The organism is Yersinia similis, from assembly GCF_001053095.1.
Taxonomy (GTDB): domain Bacteria; phylum Pseudomonadota; class Gammaproteobacteria; order Enterobacterales; family Enterobacteriaceae; genus Yersinia; species Yersinia similis.
The window spans coordinates 43385-64812 of the sequence record NZ_CGBP01000001.1 but is presented as its reverse complement, the minus strand read 5'-3'; the positions used below and the strand labels follow the sequence as shown (position 1 = coordinate 64812).

Genomic DNA, 21428 nt, shown 5'->3' with positions numbered 1-21428 from the left:
GTTGCAAGGATGTGTGGCGAGGCATGTGAAACAACCCCATCCGGCGGGATGCTAGATGGACGTTAAACTTAAGAATCCTGAAGATTATTAACATGATAGAATCTTTTGCTCAACTCTTTGAAGAATCCCTGAAAACAATTGAAACACGTCCGGGTTCTATTGTCCGTGGTGTTGTTGTTTCTATTGATAAAGATATCGTACTGGTTGACGCTGGTCTGAAATCTGAGTCAGCAATTCCAGCAGAACAGTTCAAGAACGCGCAAGGCGAACTGGAAATTCAAGTTGGTGACGAAGTTGACGTGGCTCTGGACGCTGTTGAAGACGGCTTCGGTGAAACTCTGCTGTCCCGTGAGAAAGCTAAGCGTCACGAAGCATGGCTGATGCTGGAAAAAGCTTACGAAGAAGCTGCAACCGTTACTGGTGTGATCAACGGCAAAGTGAAGGGCGGCTTTACAGTCGAACTGAACGGTATCCGTGCGTTCCTGCCTGGTTCACTGGTTGATGTGCGTCCAGTTCGCGATACTCTGCATCTGGAAGGCAAAGAGCTTGAGTTCAAAGTCATCAAGCTGGATCAGAAACGCAACAACGTCGTTGTTTCTCGTCGTGCAGTTATCGAATCTGAGAACAGCGCTGAGCGTGATCAACTGCTGGAAAACCTGCAAGAAGGCATGGAAGTCAAGGGTATCGTTAAGAACCTGACTGACTACGGTGCATTCGTTGATCTGGGTGGCGTTGATGGCTTGCTGCACATCACTGATATGGCTTGGAAACGTGTTAAACACCCAAGCGAAATCGTCAATGTGGGCGACGAAATCACTGTTAAAGTTCTGAAATTCGACCGCGAACGTACTCGTGTATCCCTTGGCTTGAAACAGCTGGGCGAAGATCCATGGGTTGCTATCGCTAAACGTTACCCAGAAAGCACTAAGCTGACTGGTCGTGTGACTAACCTGACTGATTACGGTTGCTTCGTAGAAATCGAAGAAGGCGTTGAAGGTTTGGTACACGTTTCAGAAATGGATTGGACCAACAAAAACATCCACCCGTCTAAAGTTGTTAACGTTGGCGACGTAGTGGAAGTTATGGTTCTGGACATCGATGAAGAACGTCGTCGTATTTCTCTGGGCCTGAAACAGTGCAAGTCTAACCCATGGCAGCTGTTTGCAGAAACCCACAACAAAAATGACCGCGTTGAAGGTAAAATCAAGTCTATCACTGACTTCGGTATCTTCATCGGCCTGGACGGCGGCATCGACGGCCTGGTTCACCTGTCTGACATCTCCTGGAACGTTGCAGGCGAAGAAGCAGTTCGTGAATACAAGAAAGGCGACGAAATCGCAGCTGTGGTTCTGCAGGTTGACGCAGAACGTGAGCGTATCTCCTTAGGCGTGAAACAACTGGCAGAAGACCCGTTCAATAACTACCTGTCTGTTAACAAGAAAGGTGCTATTGTTACTGGTAAAGTAACTGCAGTTGACGCTAAAGGTGCTACAGTTGAATTGGCTGGCGGCGTAGAAGGTTATCTGCGTGCTTCCGAAGCAACTCGTGACCGCGTTGAAGATGCGACGCTGGTTCTGAACGTAGGTGATGAAGTTGAAGCCAAATATACTGGCGTTGACCGTAAAAACCGCGTAATCAGCCTGTCTGTTCGTGCTAAAGACGAAGCTGATGAGAAAGATGCTATTGCTACGGTTAACACCAAGCCAGAAGAAAGTAATTTCTCTAGCGCAATGGCTGAAGCGTTCAAAGCTGCGAAAGGCGAGTAATAATAACGGGGGGCGATTCTTCCGCCCCAATACGGTAGTTTAGCTGAAAAGCTTGGAGGTAATATGACCAAGTCTGAACTTATTGAAAGACTTGCTGGCCAGCAATCTCACGTACCTGCTAAGGTCGTTGAGGATGCAGTGAAAGAAATGCTTGAGCATATGGCTGGAACACTAGCTGAAGGTGAGCGCATTGAGATCCGAGGATTTGGCAGTTTTTCTCTTCACTACCGTGCTCCGCGTGTTGGCCGTAATCCAAAAACCGGTGATAAAGTTGAACTGGAAGGTAAGTATGTTCCACACTTTAAGCCAGGTAAAGAATTGCGAGATCGCGCTAATATCTACGGCTAAGTTGTTCACAACTTACCGCGTTATTATGTAAACGCTGATACGAAACGGTGCCCTTATCGGCATCGTTTTTTTTTGCGTAAAAAGTAAATGTTATATCTGTAAAAACGAATTCCTTGAATAGCTTGTTTATCACATAGTTTTATTGACCACCGGTTATCCTCTCCATCGTCACACTCACTCTCTTTTCTACCTTTTTCTCTGTGTTTTTCCACACGCACTTCTTCGCATGTATCCATTCATTAACACTCGCCCATAAATACGGGTCCATAAATACTCTTTAACTAATGCACGCTGGCATTCAACATTTTTCTGGTTTCGATACATCCCGCATTTTTTTGGCGACTCCTGCAACAAGTTAAAATAGCTAACGAGCCAGCGTTGAAATTCTACTTTTTGCGCTAGCGTCCTTGGTCCGCAATGTTGAAAATCAACCTATTCCAAATGGCGTAAACAGCCAGATGACAAAGATGAATAGCAACGAAGCTATTCAAGAGTAAAAACAGGGATGGTTTTTATCGCATTATCAACAGATCGGGCCGCCGCCGCTGTAACCGCTGGGGTCTTGCCTCTTATTTTTCTGCATCAACTGCCAGGGCCCACCATTATTGGTTCTCTATTAGCCCTAAGTGCATTCTTGTGGTTAAGCCGCAATCGTTACTGCCAATTTTTAGCGCTGGCTGTGATTAGCTTTCTGTGGGGGACTTGGCATGGCAATGGGATACTGATGCAAATAGAAACATTAACTCAGGGGGATCAGCAGGTAGTTGCGACAATAAACAGTTCATATCTTTCATGGGATGACGCTCAGAAAGTTGTGATAAGTATTCAGAAAATTAATGAAAAACGGGTTTTCCCTCCAATCGCAGTCAACGTTAAGTGGCCAGCGCGGTTGGATCAATACTGTGCAGGACAACGGTGGGTGTTTAGGTTACGTATGAGAGCGGTACATAGCGTATTGAATGAAGGCGGGTTTGACAGTCAGCGCTGGGCTATGGCTAACAGACGTCCACTGCAAGGGCGAATCATTGAGGCTGAATTACTGGATGCGGAGTGTAGTCTTCGTCAGAAAATTATCAGTAGCGTAGAGCAGCAGCTGGTGGGATATGATCAGCGGCGGATCATGTTAGCACTGGCCTTTGGTGAAAGATCGCAGTTGAACAAAGAAGAGTGGTCACTCTTACGCTACACCGGCACTGCGCACCTGATGGCGATTTCAGGTTTACATATCGCACTGGCGGCCTTATTTGGTGGAGTGCTAGCCCGATTAATACAGTTTCTTTTTCCTGTCAGTTGGATTGGGCCTTTGCTACCGCTACTGATTGGCTGGCTGATTGCCATGATTTATGTCTGGCTGGCGGGAGCAAACTCTCCGGCAATCCGGGCCGCCATTGCGTTAACGCTGTGGCTGTTGTTACGTTTGTTCGGCGTTTTATGTAGCTCATGGCAGGTGTGGGGGTGGGTACTGGGGCTAATTTTAGTCAGCGACCCGCTAGCCGTATTATCAGACAGCTTTTGGCTCTCCTGCCTGGCGGTATTTAGCCTGATATGTTGGTTTCACTTAGCCCCTATTTCTTCTCGTTTCATGACTGGTTGGTATGGCTTGGTTATCCGTTGGTTTCATTTGCAGTTTGGCATGATGCTACTGTTGATGCCGTTACAGATAGGGCTATTTCACGGTATAAGTTTATTTTCTATACCCGCCAATCTGTGGGCGGTCCCCATAGTCTCATTGCTCACCGTGCCCTGCGTATTATTGGCATTGGCTTTAGCATTACTCCCTGCTGCTGATATATTCTGGTTCTTGGCTGATATCTCGTTGACTGTGGTGCTATTTCCTCTTAATCAGCTAAAAGCAGGCTGGTTACACACTGGTATGACTTCTGTTGCGATCGCTTATTGTGGCTGGCTGGCATTATTTATCTGGCGCTTTCAGTGGTGGCGCAGTCATCCTCTTGGTGTCGTCGTGCTGTGCATTAATATGGTATTACTGACTCAACGGCGTGATGAGTATTACTGGCGTGTGGATATGCTGGATATCGGGCATGGTCTGGCTGTGGTGATTGAGCGTGAGGGGAAAGCCATTATCTATGACACTGGCAATCATTGGCCTACAGGTAATATGGCCTCTATTTTCATTTTACCGTTCCTTAAATGGCGTGGCATTACTGTTGAACAGATTATCCTTAGCCATGACCATCAGGATCATACTGGCGGTTTATCTGTACTCTTGGATGCTTTTCCATGGGCAACCGTACGTGCGCCTTTCTCCGTAAAAAACGTAGCTAATACTCTGCCTTGTAAACAGGGTGAGAGATGGCGGTGGCAAGGTTTGGATTTTGAAGTGTTATGGCCGAAAGAACAGGTATTTAATGCTCAAAATAATGACTCATGTGTCATTCGCATCAATGATGGTAAACATAGCATATTATTGACCGGCGATCTTGAGTCTCAAGGAGAGCGGCAGTTGGTGAACGATTTCCGGGGGAAATTAGCATCAACGGTGCTGCAAGTGCCACATCACGGCAGTAATACTTCTTCAACCGCGCCTTTTCTGCGGGCAGTTAGCCCAGAGTTGGGCTTCGCTTCTGTTGCTCGTTATAACCAATGGCGGTTACCTGCGAAAAAAGTGATTAATCGCTATCAAAAAAATGGCATTATTTGGCGTGATACATCAATATCAGGGCAATTAAGTGTATATTTTTACGGCGATACTTGGTTCGTTAAAGGCTATCGGGAACAATTAATGCCACGTTGGTATCACCAGCGGTTTGGCGTTAGAGGTCATAATGAGTAGAATGGGCCGCTATTTCTTCTGGTGCTGGTATTTGCATGATGAATGATAAAGATCTATCCACTTGGCAGACCTTTCGTCGCCTATGGCCAACGATCTCCCCTTATAAGACCGGTCTTATCGTTGCGGCGATAGCATTAATCCTTAATGCGGCCAGTGATACTTTTATGTTGTCGTTACTGAAACCCTTGCTGGACGATGGGTTTGGCAATTCGAACAGTTCAATTCTGAAATGGATGCCTTTGGCCGTCATCGGCCTGATGGTTATTCGTGGCGTAACTGGCTTTATCTCAAGCTACTGTATTTCTTGGGTGTCGGGTAAAGTTGTAATGCATATCCGCCGTCGCTTATTCAGCCATATGATGGGTATGCCCGTTTCTTTCTTTGACCAACAATCGACTGGCACTTTATTGTCGCGCATTACTTATGACTCTGAACAGGTAGCTGCCTCCTCCTCCAGTGCATTGGTGACCGTGGTGCGGGAAGGGGCCTCTATCATTGGTTTGTTCATTATGATGTTTTATTACAGCTGGCAGTTGTCGCTGATTTTAATCGTCATTGCACCCATTGTGTCTATTTCGATCCGTCTGGTATCCAAGCGTTTTCGTAATATCAGTAAGAATATGCAAAGTACTATGGGGGAAGTGACCACCAGCGCTGAGCAAATGCTCAAAGGGCATAAAGAAGTTTTGATCTTTGGTGGTCAGAAGGTTGAAACCGAGCGCTTTGATGCCGTCAGTAACCGTATGCGCCAGCAGGGGATGAAACTGGTTTCTGCCTCTTCTATTTCAGATCCCATCATTCAATTGATTGCCTCTTTTGCCTTGGCATTTGTACTTTATGCGGCAAGTTTTCCAAGTGTAATGGAAACGTTGACTGCCGGTACTATCACCGTTGTATTCTCTGCGATGATTGCTCTGATGCGTCCATTGAAGTCGCTGACAAATGTTAATGCCCAGTTCCAACGTGGTATGGCAGCCTGTCAGACGTTATTCAGCATACTGGATATGGAGCAGGAAAAAGACGAAGGCAAGCTTGAAGTTGAACGGGCGAAAGGTGATATAGAATTCCGTCATGTGACTTTCTATTATCCCGGTAAGGATACGCCTGCGCTAAATGATATCAATATACACCTTGAAGCAGGCAAAACCGTGGCATTGGTTGGGCGCTCAGGTTCAGGTAAATCCACTATTGCTAACTTACTGACCCGTTTCTACGATGTCAGTGAAGGGAGCATTTTGTTAGATGGGCATGATCTGAGAGATTATCGGTTAGGTGCCTTACGTAATCAAGTCGCGTTGGTTTCACAAAATGTTCACTTATTCAACGATACTGTCGCTAATAATATTGCTTACGCTCGTGATGAACAGTACAGCCGTGCTGAAATTGAAGAAGCCGCTCGAATGGCGTATGCCATGGACTTTATCAATAAGATGGAACATGGCTTGGATACCGTTATTGGTGAGAACGGTATCATGCTCTCTGGTGGTCAACGTCAGCGTATCGCTATTGCGCGTGCTTTACTGCGAAACTGCCCGATATTGATTTTGGATGAAGCGACTTCAGCGTTGGATACTGAATCAGAGCGTGCCATTCAGGCCGCTCTAGATGAGTTACAAAAAAACCGTACTTCTCTGGTGATTGCCCACCGCTTGTCCACTATCGAGAAAGCGGATGAGATCGTGGTCATTGAAGACGGGCGTATTGTGGAACGTGGTGTGCACGCTGAATTGCTGGCCCAGCAAGGTGTCTATGCGCAACTCAACCGTATGCAGTTTGGCCAATGATTGAGCGTATCTGGTCTGGTCAATCGCGGCTGTATTTACTGCTGCTGCCATTGTCCTGGTTATATGGTGCTGTCACCTGGTTGATCCGGGCCAGTTATCGCTTGGGGCTGTGTTCGGCATGGCGTTCGCCGGTTCCAGTGATCATTGTGGGGAATCTTACTGCGGGTGGTAACGGTAAAACACCGGTGGTGATCTGGTTGGTTGAACAGCTACAACAGCGTGGCTATCGTGTGGGTGTCGTGTCTCGTGGCTACGGCGGTAAATCAGCGGTCTACCCGCTACTGCTGTCTGATGACACCACCACCGCTCAGGCGGGTGATGAACCAGTTCTGATCTTTCAGCGGACGGGGGCACCGGTCGCTGTGTCACCAAAGCGTGCAGAGGCTATCAAGGAATTACTGCAATCTCATGTGGTAGATTTCATCATTACTGATGACGGCTTACAACATTATGCGCTACAGCGTGATTTTGAGTTGGTCGTCATTGATGGTGTCCGTCGCTTTGGGAATGGCTGGTGGTTGCCAGCTGGCCCTATGCGGGAGCGGGAGGGAAGATTGCGGTCAGTAGATGCGGTAATCACCAACGGTGGCCTTGCTGCTGAGGGGGAGATCCCCATGCAACTGGTTGCGCGGCAGGCGGTCAATCTGGTTACGGGGGAGCGCCAATCTGCGGAGCAACTGCAGCATGTCGTTGCTATGGCCGGAATTGGTCATCCTCCTCGCTTTTTTGCCACGCTAAATTTGTTAGGAATTAAACCTGAAAATGAGCATGCTTTTGCTGACCATCAGGATTATGCATTGGCAAAATTAAGCTTATTGACTTCCGGCACTCAAATCTTATTGATGACAGAAAAAGATGCCGTTAAGTGTCGGGCTTTTGCTCTGCCTAATTGGTGGTATTTACCTGTCGATGCGCAACTACCATCCGATAGGGCAGATGAATTGTTACTAAACATTCAGGCTTTATCTCCTGGTACCAAGTAGCTCCCTTCTTTATCAGTTCAACAGCGCTAGTTTGAGAGCTGCTGCACATCCAGCAACTGAACGCTGCTGTGTTGCTTCGTAGAGTTGCAGTTCATCAATAACCGCAATCCCCAAGTCCCGCTGGAAGTCTGCTTTACTGGAATATCCGGTAAAGCGGCTCTGCTCTTTATCGCCTAAGTTTGACTGGAATATTCCAGCAGCGCTGACTGGCAGGAAATCTTCATAAACCAATGGTTCATATTGAATAAATCCGTTATCAATAAGTTCGTCCAGTGTCATTCCCAGCATTGATATGGTTGCTGTAACAAGGCCTTTTTTGGTAGGGAAATAGCGGAAGAATGCGAGTTTATCTGCTCGCATTGTTGAGTAATCATCAGGGAATTGACTAAATTTCTCGCTCAGGATCGCGCTATATTGCGCAGCATTGTTCTCATTTACAGGAACATGCAATTGATCCTGTGCGCTTTGTAGTAAGCGGTCATACAGCTTGCGGCCTTTGGCTGTCAAAGCGGCACCTCGCTGCTCTATCTCCCCGAAGCGGGCCGTGTGGTGGCCTTGTATTATTTGCCCACTACTTGATACAAACGCGATTTTTTCCTCCAGCGCCTTGAAGCTGGTTTGGCGTAACAGTATTGGACAGTGGCGAGGGGGGGGCCCTTCGATAACGGCTTTTGGCGTAATATTATGTTCTGCCATTGCTGCTTGTACGGCATCGATATTTAAGGTCCGTGGAGTTAGATGGTTAATATGCGGACCTTTGAAAGCGACCACATCAGCAATCAGGCGGTGTTGATCGTGTAGCTGTTGGTAGGTTTCAGCGCTGACAGTTGCCTGATAATGCCAGCGGAACGTTTCCAGCGACTGAGTAATGAAATTATCTGCTTGCTGGCGATTGAGCCCGCCCGATGTTTCATGCTGAATAATTAGTTTAATCGCCTGCGGGGTAAAAATTGTTCTTTTCGCCAGAATATCCGCAGCTAGTTGCCGTAGTGTGGGTTGCTCAATCAACTCCAAACGCAGTAATGAGGTGAAAACCCTGAAAGGGCAGGCTTGCAGCGAAGCTTCATGTACCGCACGGAAGGCGGTGGAGTGAACCGGAACACCCGCTGGTGCTAAGTCATAATAACCGACCGGCACCATTCCCATGACCGCAAACAAACGCCGCAGCGTCTTGAGTTCTTCTGTTGTTCCGACGCGGATTGCGCCGTGTCTTTCCATCGTTAGGCGTTCAATTTCCCCGGTTTGTTGCAAATGACGGGTAACTTCCTGATCCTGAGCCATCTCCTGAGTATTCGTGTCCGCGACGAGCTGTAATAATGTGCTATATAAAGGGACTTCGGTCTGATACATATCCGACATAGCGCTGGAGAATTTGGCCCGTATCTCATCGGGATGTACAAACTGTTGGGGGTTCATAATTGGATAGCTCCTTCAGGCGATTTCAGCGCAGACAGGTTTTAATGTAGACAGTTTTCCATGTAGACCATCATAGTTGTGGATTGTGCTGATACCGTTTCATTCTAGGTCGAATTTGGTGAACCAGGTGGCAAGCAGTGGAGAATATTGATTTTTTATGCGCGACATCTCATTGATACTGGGGGGTATTGCATATTACGCGATAAAATAGTTGCATAGGCGGGGGTTTTATGTGTAAATAGCGCAGACCTATTATTTAGGCCTGTTTATGTATAAAGCGTATTTATGTGTAGGGTGTATGCGAGAGTAAAGCAGTTCCTCCCCAAACGTTATCTTTTGATACCGCTTCAAAGACGAACCTCCTAAAATCTTCGATAAACAATTCCCATAAGTCCATAAGTAATGTTTCTGATGCAGAATCGCTATTGTCAATAGCATTGAATGTCTGTGGTAGATTGGCCATTTGTATCCGAAAATACATAAATTGTTGTTCTGTAATTCAGAATAATAATGTTTAGGCTATCTTAGGAAATAAAATGATTATGCAAGTGTGCTAATCGTTCACCAGGATAGATAAAATTACAAAACCCGCAATTATGCGGTTTTTTCATAAAATCAAGCTCATAGAGGTTTAGTTAAAAACTTTAGGATGGGCAACTGCATCTAAACAATAAATAATAATGAGTTGTTAGGATGCCCAGTAAAAGGAAATTTATTATGACGTTAAAAATGGGGCGCGTGAAGTGGTTCAACCAGTCGGAAGGCTACGGTTTCATTTCACCACACGATGGTGGCTCGGATGTTTATGTCAGCAAAACTGCCATTGCCAACACCAAAAATAAATCACTGAGTGAAGGGCAGGACGTTGAGTTTTCTACTTATCGTAGTATTCACGGACCGTCAGCAGCAGATGTGATCGCTTTCTAAGCAAACGGCTACCTCATCGGTAGCTGTTTCTCCTTCCTCCTCAGTGCCATAACGTCGTTAGCAGCGCTTACTCACCTGAATCACTGACTGATGTGACCTCATCGGGGTTCGCTTGAATCATTTATCTAATCGCTGACAATATGGGCTTATGCTGTGGCTGATGCACATCATTCTGGGTTATCGATGGCTGTAGGGAATCACCACATCGGCATAGTTAACCTGTATGAGCGGATATGGTATCCTCGAACACTTTCCTGCTGGCTAAACTCCATTTTGGAGGATGTATGGACCACCGTTTACTCGAAATTGTTGCCTGCCCAGTCTGCAACGGCAAGTTGTACTTCAATAAAGAAAACCTTGAGTTGGTGTGTAAGGTGGACAATCTGGCGTACCCGGTACGTGACGGTATCCCTGTGTTGTTGGAGAACGAGGCCCGCCCACTGTCAATTGATGAGAAGCACGCATGAGTTTCATTGCTATAATTCCCGCCCGCTATGCTTCAACCCGTTTACCCGGTAAACCACTGGCTGATATTGTGGGTAAACCGATGGTCGTCCATGTCATGGAGCGGGCATTGGCGTCAGGTGCTGACCGGGTGATTGTGGCAACAGACCATCCGGATGTGGTCAAGGCGGTTGAGGCCGCAGGTGGTGAAGTTTGCCTGACCCGTGCCGATCATCAGTCTGGCACTGAACGGTTAGCCGAAGTTATCGAACACTATGGTTTTGCTGATGACGATATTATCGTCAACGTCCAGGGCGATGAACCACTGGTGCCGCCGGTTATTATCCGTCAGGTTGCTGATAATCTGGCTGCATGTAGTGCCGGTATGGCGACGTTGGCTGTACCCATTGAAAGCAGTGAAGAAGCTTTTAACCCTAATGCCGTTAAAGTGGTTATGGATGCTCAGGGTTATGCCCTCTACTTTTCCAGGGCCGTCATTCCGTGGGAAAGAGAGCGTTTTGCTCAATCAAAAGAGACCATCGGTGATTGTTTCTTACGCCATATCGGTATCTATGCCTATCGAGCAGGTTTTATCCGCCGCTATGTTAACTGGGCACCCAGTCAGCTTGAGCAAATTGAATTGTTAGAGCAACTGCGGGTGTTATGGTACGGCGAGAAAATTCACGTTGCAGTGGCGAAAGCCGTGCCCGCGGTTGGGGTTGATACGCAGAGCGATTTAGACAGAGTCCGGGCTATCATGCTCAATCAATAAATTGCACGACAGAAACTTTATGCCAGAACCTACCGGGCTCTGGCGTTGTTATTTCTAGCCTCGGTTTATTGCTTTCCTCTTTATTCTGCCTGCCCCCTATTTACTGCTTTCTTGGTCTCTTGTTGATGTCGATGATTTGATTTTTATTATTCCTTCCTGACTTGCCGCCGCTGAGGCATGATCGACGTGCTTCCCCCATACATCGTGGCCACGTTTATGCTGCTTGGCTACCCACATCAATGACGTTGAGTATGTGCGGGTTATTTGATCTACATTCTGGCAATCTCTGGCCTGTAATCCCATTATGATAAACCACTTTCGTCAGATAACCGGACAAAGCCTAATGGAACAACTGAAAGCTGAACTCAGTGTCATTTTAGGGGAGTCAATTACCCGCCTTGAACGGATCAGTGAACAGCCTTACGCCCATTTGTATGCCATGTATAACTTGCAAGATCAGGCGATGCCATTATTAGCGAAAAGCTATGTTTGCCAGGGTATTGCGCAACAAGAGGCTTATAAACTGTCGATGCTGGCGCGGGAAGGGGATATTCGCTTGCCGACGGTGTACGGTTTAGTCATGACTCACCAATCCCCCTATAAAGAAATTCTGCTAATAGAACGCTTACGTGGTGTTTCTGTCGAGGCACCGACCCGAACGGGCGACCGTTGGAATGCACTGATGGATCAAATAGTTGAAGGGATTCTGTCATGGCATCGTATTGATAGCCATGGGTGTGTTGGCCACGTAGATAGTACGCAAGAAAATAATTGGTACCGCTGGTATCAACAGCGGGTTGAAGTGTTGTGGGCCGCGTTGTCTAACATGAACGCGCCACTGATGACCCAGGCGGACCGGGCGGTGCTCTACCGTGCCAGAGCATCATTAGCGCTGCTTTTCGCTGATTTTGACGACAGTTCAGTGCTGGTCCACGGTAACTTGACGCTACGCAGTATGCTAAAAGATGCGCGTAGCGACCAGCTATTGGCGATGCTAAACCCCGGCCCAATGCTATGGGCTCCACGTGAGTATGATTTGTTTCGTCTTAGCGAAGAGGGGATGCCAAGCCAGCTATTGTATCGCTATCTCAATAAAGCGCCGGTCTCTGAGGCCTTCGTTGCTCGCCGTTGGCTTTATATGCTCTGGGAACTGGTGGCTCGTTTTATTCATACAGGAAGTCTGGATCGCCTTTTATTTGATAATGCAGCTCGGCAGCTTCTCCCTTGGTTGGATTAGTTTGCTTATTGATTGATTAACCAGAGGGATTTGTCGATTCATATGGTCACTGCCACGATGTCTTCTATGGCATTTCTTGGTTATTTTTGTTCTGCCGTTGGCTGTTAGCGCCTGAATTTCCCGTTAATCCCCTTTTTGTCTCACAAAAGGGGGATACAGCCGTGCCTCTCCGACCGATTATTGGCGAAGAAATTGTTATTTGCGAATAAATTGGCATTTAGCGCCCAATTCGGATTAAACGTGTAGCCGCCACGGAGGACAACACTGTAATCTACGGGGTCATTATCCCTAATAAGGAAATGATTGTTTTTCCAATGGCAATATACCCGTCGTCCTTCAAGATGCAGGGGTTAGCTGCCATTGCTCACCTCAGTCACTTAGTTATCTAAGCGCCTGGGGATTTTACACGGTTGCCGCCAACTCTTTATCAGCTAACGCTTTATAAACAGCGTTTTGCCGCTTTTCTGCCAGCAGGTAAACCATAATAAGATTAATGCCAGGCTCATTAAGATGGGCAAAAGCGACGGCAGCATTAATAGCACATTGACCCTCTCTAGGGTAAAAGCATAAAAATGGCGATTATTTGGCTGAAAAAACGGCATTTGATTACGATTACGGGGGGAATGGGATTTATTCTAAGGCAGGCTGTGCCAAAATAACGGGTTGATGAAAATTCTTTTTTTGTGGCTATTGGTTTACGTACCTCTCTTGGTGCCAGTGACATAACCAACTCGGGTAAGCTATTAGAGTGGGTAAACCAACAGTGATAAAGATAATAAGCGGAGCAGTTGCCCATGCAGGATCGCAATTTCGATGATATTGCTGAGAAATTTTCCCGCAATATCTACGGTACGACGAAGGGAATGATTCGTCAGGCGGTGGTGTGGCAAGATATCACTGGGTTATTGGCACAGTTACCACAGCGTCCTCTACGGATTTTAGATGCGGGGGGCGGTGAAGGGCATATGGCATGCCAACTGGCGGCATTAGGCCATCATGTGCTGTTGTGTGACTTATCTGCTGAAATGGTCCAGCGCGCAAAAGCGGCAGCTCACGAAAAAGGTGTGAGCCACAACATGCAATTTATACAAAGTGCAGCGCAGGACATTCGCCAACATTTAGAACAACCCGTTGATCTGATATTGTTCCATGCAGTATTAGAATGGATTGCTGAACCTCAGCAGGTTCTGCAAATACTTTTTGATACGTTAAAACCGGGAGGCGCACTGTCGTTGATGTTTTTCAATGCCAACGGGCTGGTGATGCGTAATGCGGTGTTGGGTAACTTTCAGTTAGCCATTCCCGGCGTTAAACGGCGTCGGCAACGTTCGTTGTCACCGCAATACCCTTTAGACCCACCAATGGTATACGGTTGGCTTGAGCAAATGGGGTTGTCCATTAGGGGTAAGACAGGAGTACGGGTATTTCACGATTACATGAAAAATAAACAGCAACAAGTTGATGAGTTTGCTGAATTATTAGCGTTGGAACAGCGCTATTGCCGGCAAGAGCCCTTTATTAGTTTGGGGCGCTACGTGCATGTTATGGCGTTTAAGCCGAATCTGAAGGACCCATTATGAGTGAATTTTCCCAGACAGTACCCGAACTGGTCGCCTGGGCGCGAAAGAATGATTTTTCGATTACTCTGCCCACGGAACGTCTGGCTTTTCTTATGGCTATCGCCGCGTTAAACGGCGAGCGGCTAGACGGTGAAATGAGTGAAGGCGAGTTGGTTGATGCATTTCGCCACGTCAGCAAAGGTTTTGAGCAGACCACTGAAACCGTCACGGTACGTGCCAATAACGCGATCAATGACATGGTACGCCAGCGTTTATTAAACCGTTTTACCAGCGAACTGGCTGATGGTAATGCCATTTACCGTTTGACCCCTTTGGGCATTGGCATTACCGATTATTATATTCGCCAGCGTGAGTTTTCTACCCTGCGTCTCTCCATGCAGTTATCGATTGTGGCGCAAGAGCTGCAACGTGCGGCTGAAGCAGCAGAAGAGGGGGGCGATGAATTTCACTGGCATCGTAACGTATTCGCTCCGCTAAAATATTCCGTCGCTGAAATCTTTGACAGCATTGATATGACTCAACGTCTGATGGATGAACAGCAACATAGCGTGAAAGAAGATATCGCAGCGTTGCTGAATCAAGACTGGCGCGCGGCCATTGCCAGTTGTGAAATGCTGTTGTCAGAAACCTCCGGCACACTCCGTGAGTTGCAAGATACGCTGGAAGCTGCGGGGGATAAGCTTCAGGCAAATTTATTGCGTATCCAGGAAGCGACTATCGGCAATGCAGGTCTGGAACTGGTCGATAAACTGGTGTTTGATTTACAAAGTAAACTTGACCGTATTATCAGTTGGGGCCAACAGGCCATCGATCTGTGGATCGGTTATGACCGTCACGTACATAAGTTTATTCGTACTGCCATTGATATGGATAAAAACCGGGTCTTCGCCCAACGGTTACGCCAATCTGTACAACACTATTTTGATAACCCGTGGACACTCACTCACGCTAACGCAGACCGCTTACTGGATATGCGCGATGAAGAGCTGGCGCTACGCAGTGAAGAAGTCACGGGTGAGCTGCCACCGGATCTGGAATTTGAAGAGTTTAATGCCATCCGTGAGCAATTAACCGCCATGATTGAACAAGCGTTGCTGGTTTATCAGCAACAGCAAATACCGCTTAATCTGGGGGAAGTCATGCGTGATTACCTCGCGCAATATCCGCGTGCTCGTCATTTTGACGTGGCTCGTATCCTGGTCGACCAGGCTGTTCGCCTAGGTGTGGCCGAAGCCGATTTCTCAGGGTTGCCAGCCGAGTGGTTAGCAATTAATGATTACGGAGCCAAGGTGCAGGCACATGTCATCAACAAATATTGAAGTAGTAATGCCGGTTAAGCTGGCTCAGGCATTAGCCAACACATTATTTCCAGCATTGGACAGTCAGTTACGTGCTGGCCGTCATATTGGTATTGATGAGTTGGATAATCATGCTTTTTTGATGGATTTTCAGGAGCAACTGGAAGAGTTTTATGCTCGCTATAATGTCGAGTTAATCCGTGCGCCAGAAGGTTTCTTCTATTTGCGTCCTCGTTCAACCACGCTTATTCCACGCTCGGTTTTATCTGAGTTGGATATGATGGTAGGCAAAATTCTCTGTTATCTCTACCTCAGCCCGGAACGGCTGGCTCATGAAGGGATTTTCTCTCAGCAAGAGCTGTACGAAGAGCTACTGAGTCTGGCCGATGAGAGCAAATTGCTGAAGTTTGTTAACCAGCGCTCGACCGGATCGGATTTAGATAAACAGAAGTTACAGGAAAAAGTACGGACGTCACTTAACCGGCTACGTCGGTTGGGCATGATTTATTTTATGGGCAACGACAGCACCAAGTTTCGCATCACTGAAGCGGTATTCCGTTTTGGCGCGGATGTACGCAGCGGTGATGATCAACGTGAAGCCCAACTACGCATGATCCGTGATGGCGAAGCCATGGCGGTAGAAAACAGTCTGTCACTTCATGATGAAAGTGATGATGCTGATGTCACTATGGGCAATGCAGCGGACAGTGTAGAGGATGAACAGGAATGATTGAACGCGGTAAATTTCGCTCACTGACCTTGGTTAACTGGAATGGTTTTTTTGCCCGAACATTCGATCTTGATGAGCTGGTAACAACCCTATCTGGCGGTAACGGTGCCGGTAAATCTACCACGATGGCGGCCTTCGTCACTGCGCTGATCCCCGATCTAACCTTGCTGCATTTTCGTAACACCACCGAAGCCGGGGCGACCAGTGGCTCCCGAGATAAAGGGCTGCACGGTAAATTGCGTGCAGGTGTGTGTTATTCAACCTTAGACGTGGTGAACTCACGCCATCAGCGGGTGGTGGTAGGCGTGCGCTTGCAGCAAGTGGCTGGGCGTGATCGTAAAGTCGATATCAAACCATTCACGATCCAAGGGTTACCAACGGCGATCCAGCCAACTGAGATCCTCACTGAGTTGGTGGCTGAACGTCAGGCGCGGGTATTGTCATTACCGGAACTGAAAGAGCGCGTTGAAGCCATGGAAGGGGTGCAGTTTAAGCAATTTAACTCCATCACTGATTACCACTCCCTGATGTTTGATTTGGGGGTGATTCCAAAGCGCTTACGTTCTTCTGCCGATCGCAGCAAATTCTATCGTTTGATCGAAGCATCGCTGTACGGTGGTATTTCCAGCGCCATTACTCGCTCGCTACGCGATTATTTATTGCCAGAAAATAGCGGTGTGCGTAAAGCGTTCCAGGATATGGAAGCGGCGTTACGTGAAAACCGTATGACACTGGAAGCAATTCGTATCACCCAGTCTGATCGTGATCTTTTTAAGCATTTGATCTCGGAAGCGACCTCCTATGTTGCCGCCGATTATATGCGCCATGCCAATGAGCGGCGGATTCACCTCGACAGTGCGCTGGTATTGCGTCGTGATTTACTTTCCAGCCGTAAACAACTGGTCACTGAACAGTATCGCCATGTTGAAATGTCGCGGGAGTTGGCAGAGCAAAGTGGCACGGAATCCGATCTGGAAACCGATTATCAAGCGGCCAGTGATCACCTGAATCTGGTGCAGACGGCCATGCGCCAGCAGGAAAAAATCGAGCGTTATCAGAGCGATTTAGAAGAGCTGACCTATCGGCTGGAAGAACAAAGTGAAGTGGTCTCCGAGGCCAGCGAACAGCAAGCGGATAACGAAGCCAGGGCGGAAGCTGCCGAGTTGGAAGTTGATGAGCTAAAAAGCCAACTGGCTGATTATCAGCAAGCGTTGGATGTGCAGCAAACGCGAGCTATTCAATATCAGCAAGCGTTGCAGGCATTGGAGCGCGCTCGTGCTCTGTGCCAACTGCCAGAGTTAACGGCAGATAACGCGGAAGAGTGGCTGGATACGTTCCACGCGAAAGAGCAGGAGGCGACCGAGTCCCTATTGCAGCTTGAGCAGAAATTGAGTGTTGCTGATGCGGCTCACAGCCAATTTGAGCAAGCTTATCAGCTGGTGGTGAATATCACTGGTGAAGTCAGTCGCAGTGAGGCATGGCAAACCGCCCGTGAGCTGTTACGCGATTGGCCTTCCCAACAACATCTGGCCGAACGGGTGCAGCCTTTGCGGATGCGTCTGTCAGAGCTGGAGCAGCGTTTACGTGCCCAGCAGGATGCGGAGCGCTTGTTGCAGGAATTCTGTAAACGCCAAGGGAATACCTACCAGCCAGAAGAGTTAGAAGAGTTGCAGCGAGAGCTGGAATCACAGGTCGAAGAACTGTCTCTCAGCGTCAGTGACGCAGGTGAGCGGCGGATGGAGATGCGTCAGGAACTGGAACAGCTGAAGCTGAAGATTCAGGAACTGACCGCCCGTGCGCCAGTTTGGTTGGCCGCTCAGGATGCACTGAGCCAGCTTAGCGAACAGAGCGGTGAAGCGTTGGAAGACAGCCGTCAGGTGACGGAACACATGCAGCAGTTGCTGGAGCGTGAGCGTGAAACGACGGTTGAACGCGATGAGATCGCAGCAACCAAGCGCGCCATCGATGCACAAATCGAACGTTTGAGCCAACCGAGCGGGGCTGAAGATGCCCGTTTAATCGCATTGGCTGAACGTTTTGGCGGTGTACTGCTCTCCGAAATTTATGACGATGTCACTATCGACGATGCGCCTTATTTCTCCGCGTTGTATGGTCCATCCCGCCACGGTATCGTGGTGCCTGATCTGTCATTGGTCCGTGAGCACCTGCAGGGGCTGGATGATTGCCCAGAAGATCTCTATCTCATCGAAGGGGATCCGCAGTCATTTGATGACAGTGTGTTTGCCGTCGAAGAGCATGAAAAAGCCGTTGTAGTGAAAATTGCTGATCGGCAATGGCGTTATTCTCGTTACCCTGAAGTACCGTTATTTGGCCGTGCAGCGCGTGAAAATCGGCTGGAGACGCTATATCAGGAGCGTGACCGTTTGGCCGAACGCTATGCCACGTTATCATTTGATGTGCAAAAAACTCAACGTACCCATCAGGCATTCAGCCGCTTTATCGGTTCTCATCTGGCAGTGGCATTTGATGCCGATCCAGAGGCTGAAATTCGTTTGTTGAATACCCGCCGTGGTGAAATTGAGCGAGCTCTAAACGCACATGAAGATCAGAACCAGCAGCAGCGTCGGCAATTTGATCAGGCTAAAGAGGGGATATCTGCTCTTAATCGATTGATACCGTTGGTTTCCCTGCTATTGGATGAGACACTGACTGACCGAGTAGAAGAGATAACTGAAGAGCTTGCGGAAGCGCAAGAAGCGGCTCGTTATATTCAACAGCATGGTATTTCTCTAACCAAACTGGAGCCGCTGCTATCGGTATTGCAAAGTGATCCGCAGCAGCATGAGCAGTTGCAGGAAAACTATGTACTGGCCCAAAACAGCCAGCGTTTGGCGAAACAGCAAGCTTTTGCACTGACTGAAGTCGTTCAACGACGTGCTCATTTCAGTTACACCGATTCGGCTGGCATGTTGACTGAAAATTCTGATTTGAATGACAAACTGCGCCAGCGTCTGGAACAAGCAGAGGCGGAGCGTACCCGCGCCCGTGAGCAGCTACGTCAGTATCAAAGCCAATTTACTCAGTACAGCCAGGTATTAGCTTCGCTGAAAAGCTCTTATGACGCCAAACGCGACATGCTTAAAGAGCTAAGCCAAGAGCTGGTGGATATTGGTGTTCCGGCTGATGCTAATGCCGAGGCGCGTGCGCGTGCGCGTCGCGATGAGTTACATGCCGCGCTGAGCACTAACCGTTCACGACGTAATCAGTTAGAGAAACAACTGACCTTCTGTGAAGCTGAAATGGACAGCTTGCAGAAAAAACTGCGCAAGTTGGAGCGTGATTATCATCAGATTCGCGAACAGGTGGTCAATGCTAAAGCGGGCTGGTGTGCTGTGATGCGAATGGTGAAAGATAACGGTGTTGAGCGCCGCTTGCACCGCCGTGAACTGGCCTATATGGACGGTGACGAACTGCGTTCTATGTCGGATAAAGCCTTAGGCGCCTTGCGCCTTGCCGTCGCGGATAATGAACATCTGCGCGATGTGCTGCGTTTGTCTGAAGATCCGAAACGTCCAGAGCGTAAAATTCAGTTCTATATCGCCGTCTATCAACATCTGCGTGAGCGTATTCGTCAGGATATTATCCGCACTGACGATCCAGTTGAAGCCATCGAACAGATGGAGATTGAACTGGGCCGCCTGACCGAAGAACTGACTGCCCGTGAGCAGAAGCTGGCCATCAGTTCGAAAAGTGTATCAAATATTATCCGTAAAACCATTCACCGCGAACAGAACCGTATCCGTATGCTAAATCAGGGTTTACAAGCGGTTTCCTTTGGTCAGGTGAAAAGTGTGCGGCTGAATGTTAACGTGCGCGAAGCCCATGCGACCTTGCTTGATGTGTTGTCCGAGCAGCAGGAACAACATCAGGATCTGTTCAACAGTAACCGGCTGACCTTCTCTGAAGCGCTGGCGAAACTGTATCAACGTCTGAACCCACAAATGGATATGGGGCAACGGTTGCCACAAACCATTGGTGAAGAGTTACTCGATTATCGCAACTATCTTGAATTAGAAGTCGAGGTTTATCGTGGTGCTGATGGTTGGTTGCGTGCGGAGAGTGGGGCGCTGTCAACTGGGGAGGCTATCGGTACCGGCATGTCAATTCTGGTCATGGTGGTACAAAGCTGGGAGGAAGAGTCACGGCGCTTGCGGGGTAAAGATATTTCCCCTTGCCGCTTACTCTTCCTTGATGAAGCGGCCCGTTTGGATGCGAAATCTATTGCCACATTATTTGAGCTGTGTGAACGGTTGGAAATGCAATTAATTATTGCCGCACCAGAAAATATTAGTCCGGAAAAAGGGACAACCTATAAACTGGTACGAAAAGTCTTCCAAAATCATGAGCATGTACATGTGGTTGGCTTACGTGGCTTTGCAAATGAAATACCCTCATTGCCACCAATAGCCGCTGAATTGCAACAAAGTAGTTAATGAACACGCATAAAAAACAGTAAATAATAATTAATTTTATTAAATGGTCGCACAGAAGCGGCCATTTTTTGTGCCCAGAAAACCCCCAGCTAGGCTGGGGGTTCAGTAAAGCTTTCAGCTTTGGGCCAGTTATAAAAACCCCTTTTGATTTGTTAAAACAGTTTGCGGTCTGGCAACTGCAAACGTTCAACAAGAAATCAAAAGGGGGTCCCAATGAGGGACGAAAAGAGCTTAGCGCACACCCGATGGAACTGTAAATATCACATAGTTTTTGCGCCGAAGTACCGAAGGCAGGTGTTCTACGGGGAAAAACACAGAGCGATTGGCAGTATTTTAAGAAAGCTGTGCGAATGGAAAAATGTGAATATTCTGGAAGCGGAATGCTGTGTGGATCACATTCATATGCTTCTGGAAATCCCGCCGAAGATGAGTGTCTCGGGATTTATGGGGTACCTGAAGGGAAAGAGCAGCCTGATGCTTTATGAGCAGTTTGGCGATTTGAAGTTCAAATACCGTAACAGGGAGTTTTGGTGTCGAGGGTATTACGTTGATACGGTAGGGAAAAACACGGCTAGGATACAAGAATACATAAAGCACCAACTGGAGAGGATAAAATGGGTGAGCAACTCTCGATCCCGTATCCCGGTAGCCCGTTTACGGGCCGTAAGTAATCCATAGATGCAAATGTCAGATCGCGATGCGCCTGTTAGGGCGCGGCTGGTAACAGAGCCTTATAGGCGCATATGAAAAACCTCCGGCTATGCCGGAGGATATTTATTTTTTGTAACATCTTCGGGTTGTATTTTATAAGCGTGGGAAATCTGTTAGCGTAAAGGTGATTGATTGGCTTATATAATCGACCATAAAAATGTCACTTCTATTTGTATGATAAAAT

General features: G+C 47.8%; 14 protein-coding genes and 3 pseudogenes. 14 read left to right on the top strand and 3 right to left on the bottom strand.

Going from position 1 to position 21428, the window contains the following annotated elements; translation table 11 throughout:
• The first annotated feature begins 92 nt into the window (after positions 1-92).
• From rpsA to lpxK, 5 genes are all read left to right on the top strand, one after another.
• Positions 93-1766, top strand: a complete 1674-nt coding sequence (gene rpsA / locus AC971_RS00250) for a 30S ribosomal protein S1 (RefSeq protein ID WP_011192057.1) — start codon at positions 93-95, stop codon at positions 1764-1766.
• 63 nt (positions 1767-1829) lie between these two features.
• On the top strand, positions 1830-2114 hold the full coding sequence (gene ihfB, locus AC971_RS00245; RefSeq protein ID WP_002211322.1) for an integration host factor subunit beta: 285 nt from the start codon (positions 1830-1832) through the stop codon (positions 2112-2114).
• A gap of 505 nt (positions 2115-2619) precedes the next feature.
• Complete coding sequence (locus tag AC971_RS00240; protein WP_025383313.1) at positions 2620-4908, top strand: ComEC family protein; 2289 nt, start codon at positions 2620-2622, stop codon at positions 4906-4908.
• A gap of 35 nt (positions 4909-4943) precedes the next feature.
• Complete coding sequence (gene msbA / locus AC971_RS00235; protein WP_025383314.1) at positions 4944-6692, top strand: lipid A ABC transporter ATP-binding protein/permease MsbA; 1749 nt, start codon at positions 4944-4946, stop codon at positions 6690-6692.
• The gene (gene lpxK, locus AC971_RS00230; protein WP_025383315.1) at positions 6689-7675 is read left to right on the top strand and encodes a tetraacyldisaccharide 4'-kinase; all 987 of its coding nucleotides are present in this window, start codon (positions 6689-6691) and stop codon (positions 7673-7675) included. The genes msbA and lpxK overlap by 4 nt, the downstream gene beginning before the upstream one ends.
• 12 nt (positions 7676-7687) lie before the next feature.
• Here lpxK and hglS read toward each other — a convergent pair whose 3' ends face one another.
• Positions 7688-9091, bottom strand: coding sequence for a 2-oxoadipate dioxygenase/decarboxylase HglS (gene hglS / locus AC971_RS00225; RefSeq protein WP_025383316.1), 1404 nt, complete (start codon positions 9089-9091; stop codon positions 7688-7690).
• A 717-nt stretch (positions 9092-9808) separates the two neighbouring features.
• Here hglS and AC971_RS00220 point away from each other — a divergent pair.
• The 4 genes from AC971_RS00220 to AC971_RS00205 all read left to right on the top strand — a co-directional run bounded on the left by AC971_RS00220 (position 9809) and on the right by AC971_RS00205 (position 12471).
• Complete coding sequence (locus AC971_RS00220) at positions 9809-10018, top strand: cold-shock protein (protein ID WP_025383317.1); 210 nt, start codon at positions 9809-9811, stop codon at positions 10016-10018.
• A gap of 284 nt (positions 10019-10302) precedes the next feature.
• Positions 10303-10485 carry a Trm112 family protein gene (locus tag AC971_RS00215; protein WP_002211315.1) on the top strand — a complete coding sequence of 61 codons (183 nt, stop codon included), beginning with the start codon at positions 10303-10305 and terminating at the stop codon, positions 10483-10485.
• Complete coding sequence (gene kdsB, locus AC971_RS00210) at positions 10482-11234, top strand: 3-deoxy-manno-octulosonate cytidylyltransferase (protein WP_025383318.1); 753 nt, start codon at positions 10482-10484, stop codon at positions 11232-11234. The genes AC971_RS00215 and kdsB overlap by 4 nt, the downstream gene beginning before the upstream one ends.
• Before the next feature lie 343 nt (positions 11235-11577).
• A complete protein-coding gene (locus tag AC971_RS00205) occupies positions 11578-12471 on the top strand; it encodes a YcbJ family phosphotransferase (protein WP_025383319.1) in 894 nt (297 codons plus the stop codon).
• 194 nt (positions 12472-12665) lie between these two features.
• Here the strand turns inward: AC971_RS00205 and AC971_RS25700 are convergent.
• Together AC971_RS25700 and AC971_RS25695 are read right to left on the bottom strand one after the other, a co-directional pair.
• Positions 12666-12795 (bottom strand): annotated as a pseudogene (locus AC971_RS25700) (envelope biogenesis factor ElyC); the annotation flags it as partial.
• A 122-nt stretch (positions 12796-12917) separates the two neighbouring features.
• Positions 12918-13073 (bottom strand): annotated as a pseudogene (locus AC971_RS25695) (envelope biogenesis factor ElyC); the annotation flags it as partial.
• A 192-nt stretch (positions 13074-13265) separates the two neighbouring features.
• Between AC971_RS25695 and cmoM the strand changes: the two are divergent.
• The 5 genes and pseudogenes from cmoM (at position 13266) to tnpA (ending at position 21204) form a co-directional block, all read left to right on the top strand.
• On the top strand, positions 13266-14051 hold the full coding sequence (cmoM, locus tag AC971_RS00200) for a tRNA uridine 5-oxyacetic acid(34) methyltransferase CmoM (protein WP_025383320.1): 786 nt from the start codon (positions 13266-13268) through the stop codon (positions 14049-14051).
• Positions 14048-15370, top strand: coding sequence for a chromosome partition protein MukF (mukF, locus tag AC971_RS00195; RefSeq protein WP_025383321.1), 1323 nt, complete (start codon positions 14048-14050; stop codon positions 15368-15370). The genes cmoM and mukF overlap by 4 nt, the downstream gene beginning before the upstream one ends.
• On the top strand, positions 15351-16079 hold the full coding sequence (gene mukE / locus AC971_RS00190) for a chromosome partition protein MukE (RefSeq protein WP_002211309.1): 729 nt from the start codon (positions 15351-15353) through the stop codon (positions 16077-16079). Before mukF ends, mukE begins: the two co-directional genes overlap by 20 nt.
• Positions 16076-20533, top strand: a complete 4458-nt coding sequence (mukB, locus tag AC971_RS00185; protein WP_025383322.1) for a chromosome partition protein MukB — start codon at positions 16076-16078, stop codon at positions 20531-20533. Before mukE ends, mukB begins: the two co-directional genes overlap by 4 nt.
• 213 nt (positions 20534-20746) lie before the next feature.
• Positions 20747-21204, top strand: a pseudogene (gene tnpA, locus AC971_RS00180) (IS200/IS605-like element IS1541B family transposase).
• Positions 21205-21428 lie beyond the last annotated feature (224 nt).

Bases quoted from the DNA above. Each gene is read 5' to 3' on its own strand.
- rpsA (WP_011192057.1), top strand. From the start codon at position 93: ATGATAGAATCTTTTGCTCAACTCTTTGAAGAATCCCTGAAAACAATT.
- ihfB (WP_002211322.1), top strand. From the start codon at position 1,830: ATGACCAAGTCTGAACTTATTGAAAGACTTGCTGGCCAGCAATCTCAC.
- AC971_RS00240 (WP_025383313.1), top strand. From the start codon at position 2,620: ATGGTTTTTATCGCATTATCAACAGATCGGGCCGCCGCCGCTGTAACC.
- msbA (WP_025383314.1), top strand. From the start codon at position 4,944: ATGATGAATGATAAAGATCTATCCACTTGGCAGACCTTTCGTCGCCTA.
- lpxK (WP_025383315.1), top strand. From the start codon at position 6,689: ATGATTGAGCGTATCTGGTCTGGTCAATCGCGGCTGTATTTACTGCTG.
- hglS (WP_025383316.1), bottom strand. From the start codon at position 9,091: ATGAACCCCCAACAGTTTGTACATCCCGATGAGATACGGGCCAAATTC.
- AC971_RS00220 (WP_025383317.1), top strand. From the start codon at position 9,809: ATGACGTTAAAAATGGGGCGCGTGAAGTGGTTCAACCAGTCGGAAGGC.
- AC971_RS00215 (WP_002211315.1), top strand. From the start codon at position 10,303: ATGGACCACCGTTTACTCGAAATTGTTGCCTGCCCAGTCTGCAACGGC.
- kdsB (WP_025383318.1), top strand. From the start codon at position 10,482: ATGAGTTTCATTGCTATAATTCCCGCCCGCTATGCTTCAACCCGTTTA.
- AC971_RS00205 (WP_025383319.1), top strand. From the start codon at position 11,578: ATGGAACAACTGAAAGCTGAACTCAGTGTCATTTTAGGGGAGTCAATT.
- cmoM (WP_025383320.1), top strand. From the start codon at position 13,266: ATGCAGGATCGCAATTTCGATGATATTGCTGAGAAATTTTCCCGCAAT.
- mukF (WP_025383321.1), top strand. From the start codon at position 14,048: ATGAGTGAATTTTCCCAGACAGTACCCGAACTGGTCGCCTGGGCGCGA.
- mukE (WP_002211309.1), top strand. From the start codon at position 15,351: ATGTCATCAACAAATATTGAAGTAGTAATGCCGGTTAAGCTGGCTCAG.
- mukB (WP_025383322.1), top strand. From the start codon at position 16,076: ATGATTGAACGCGGTAAATTTCGCTCACTGACCTTGGTTAACTGGAAT.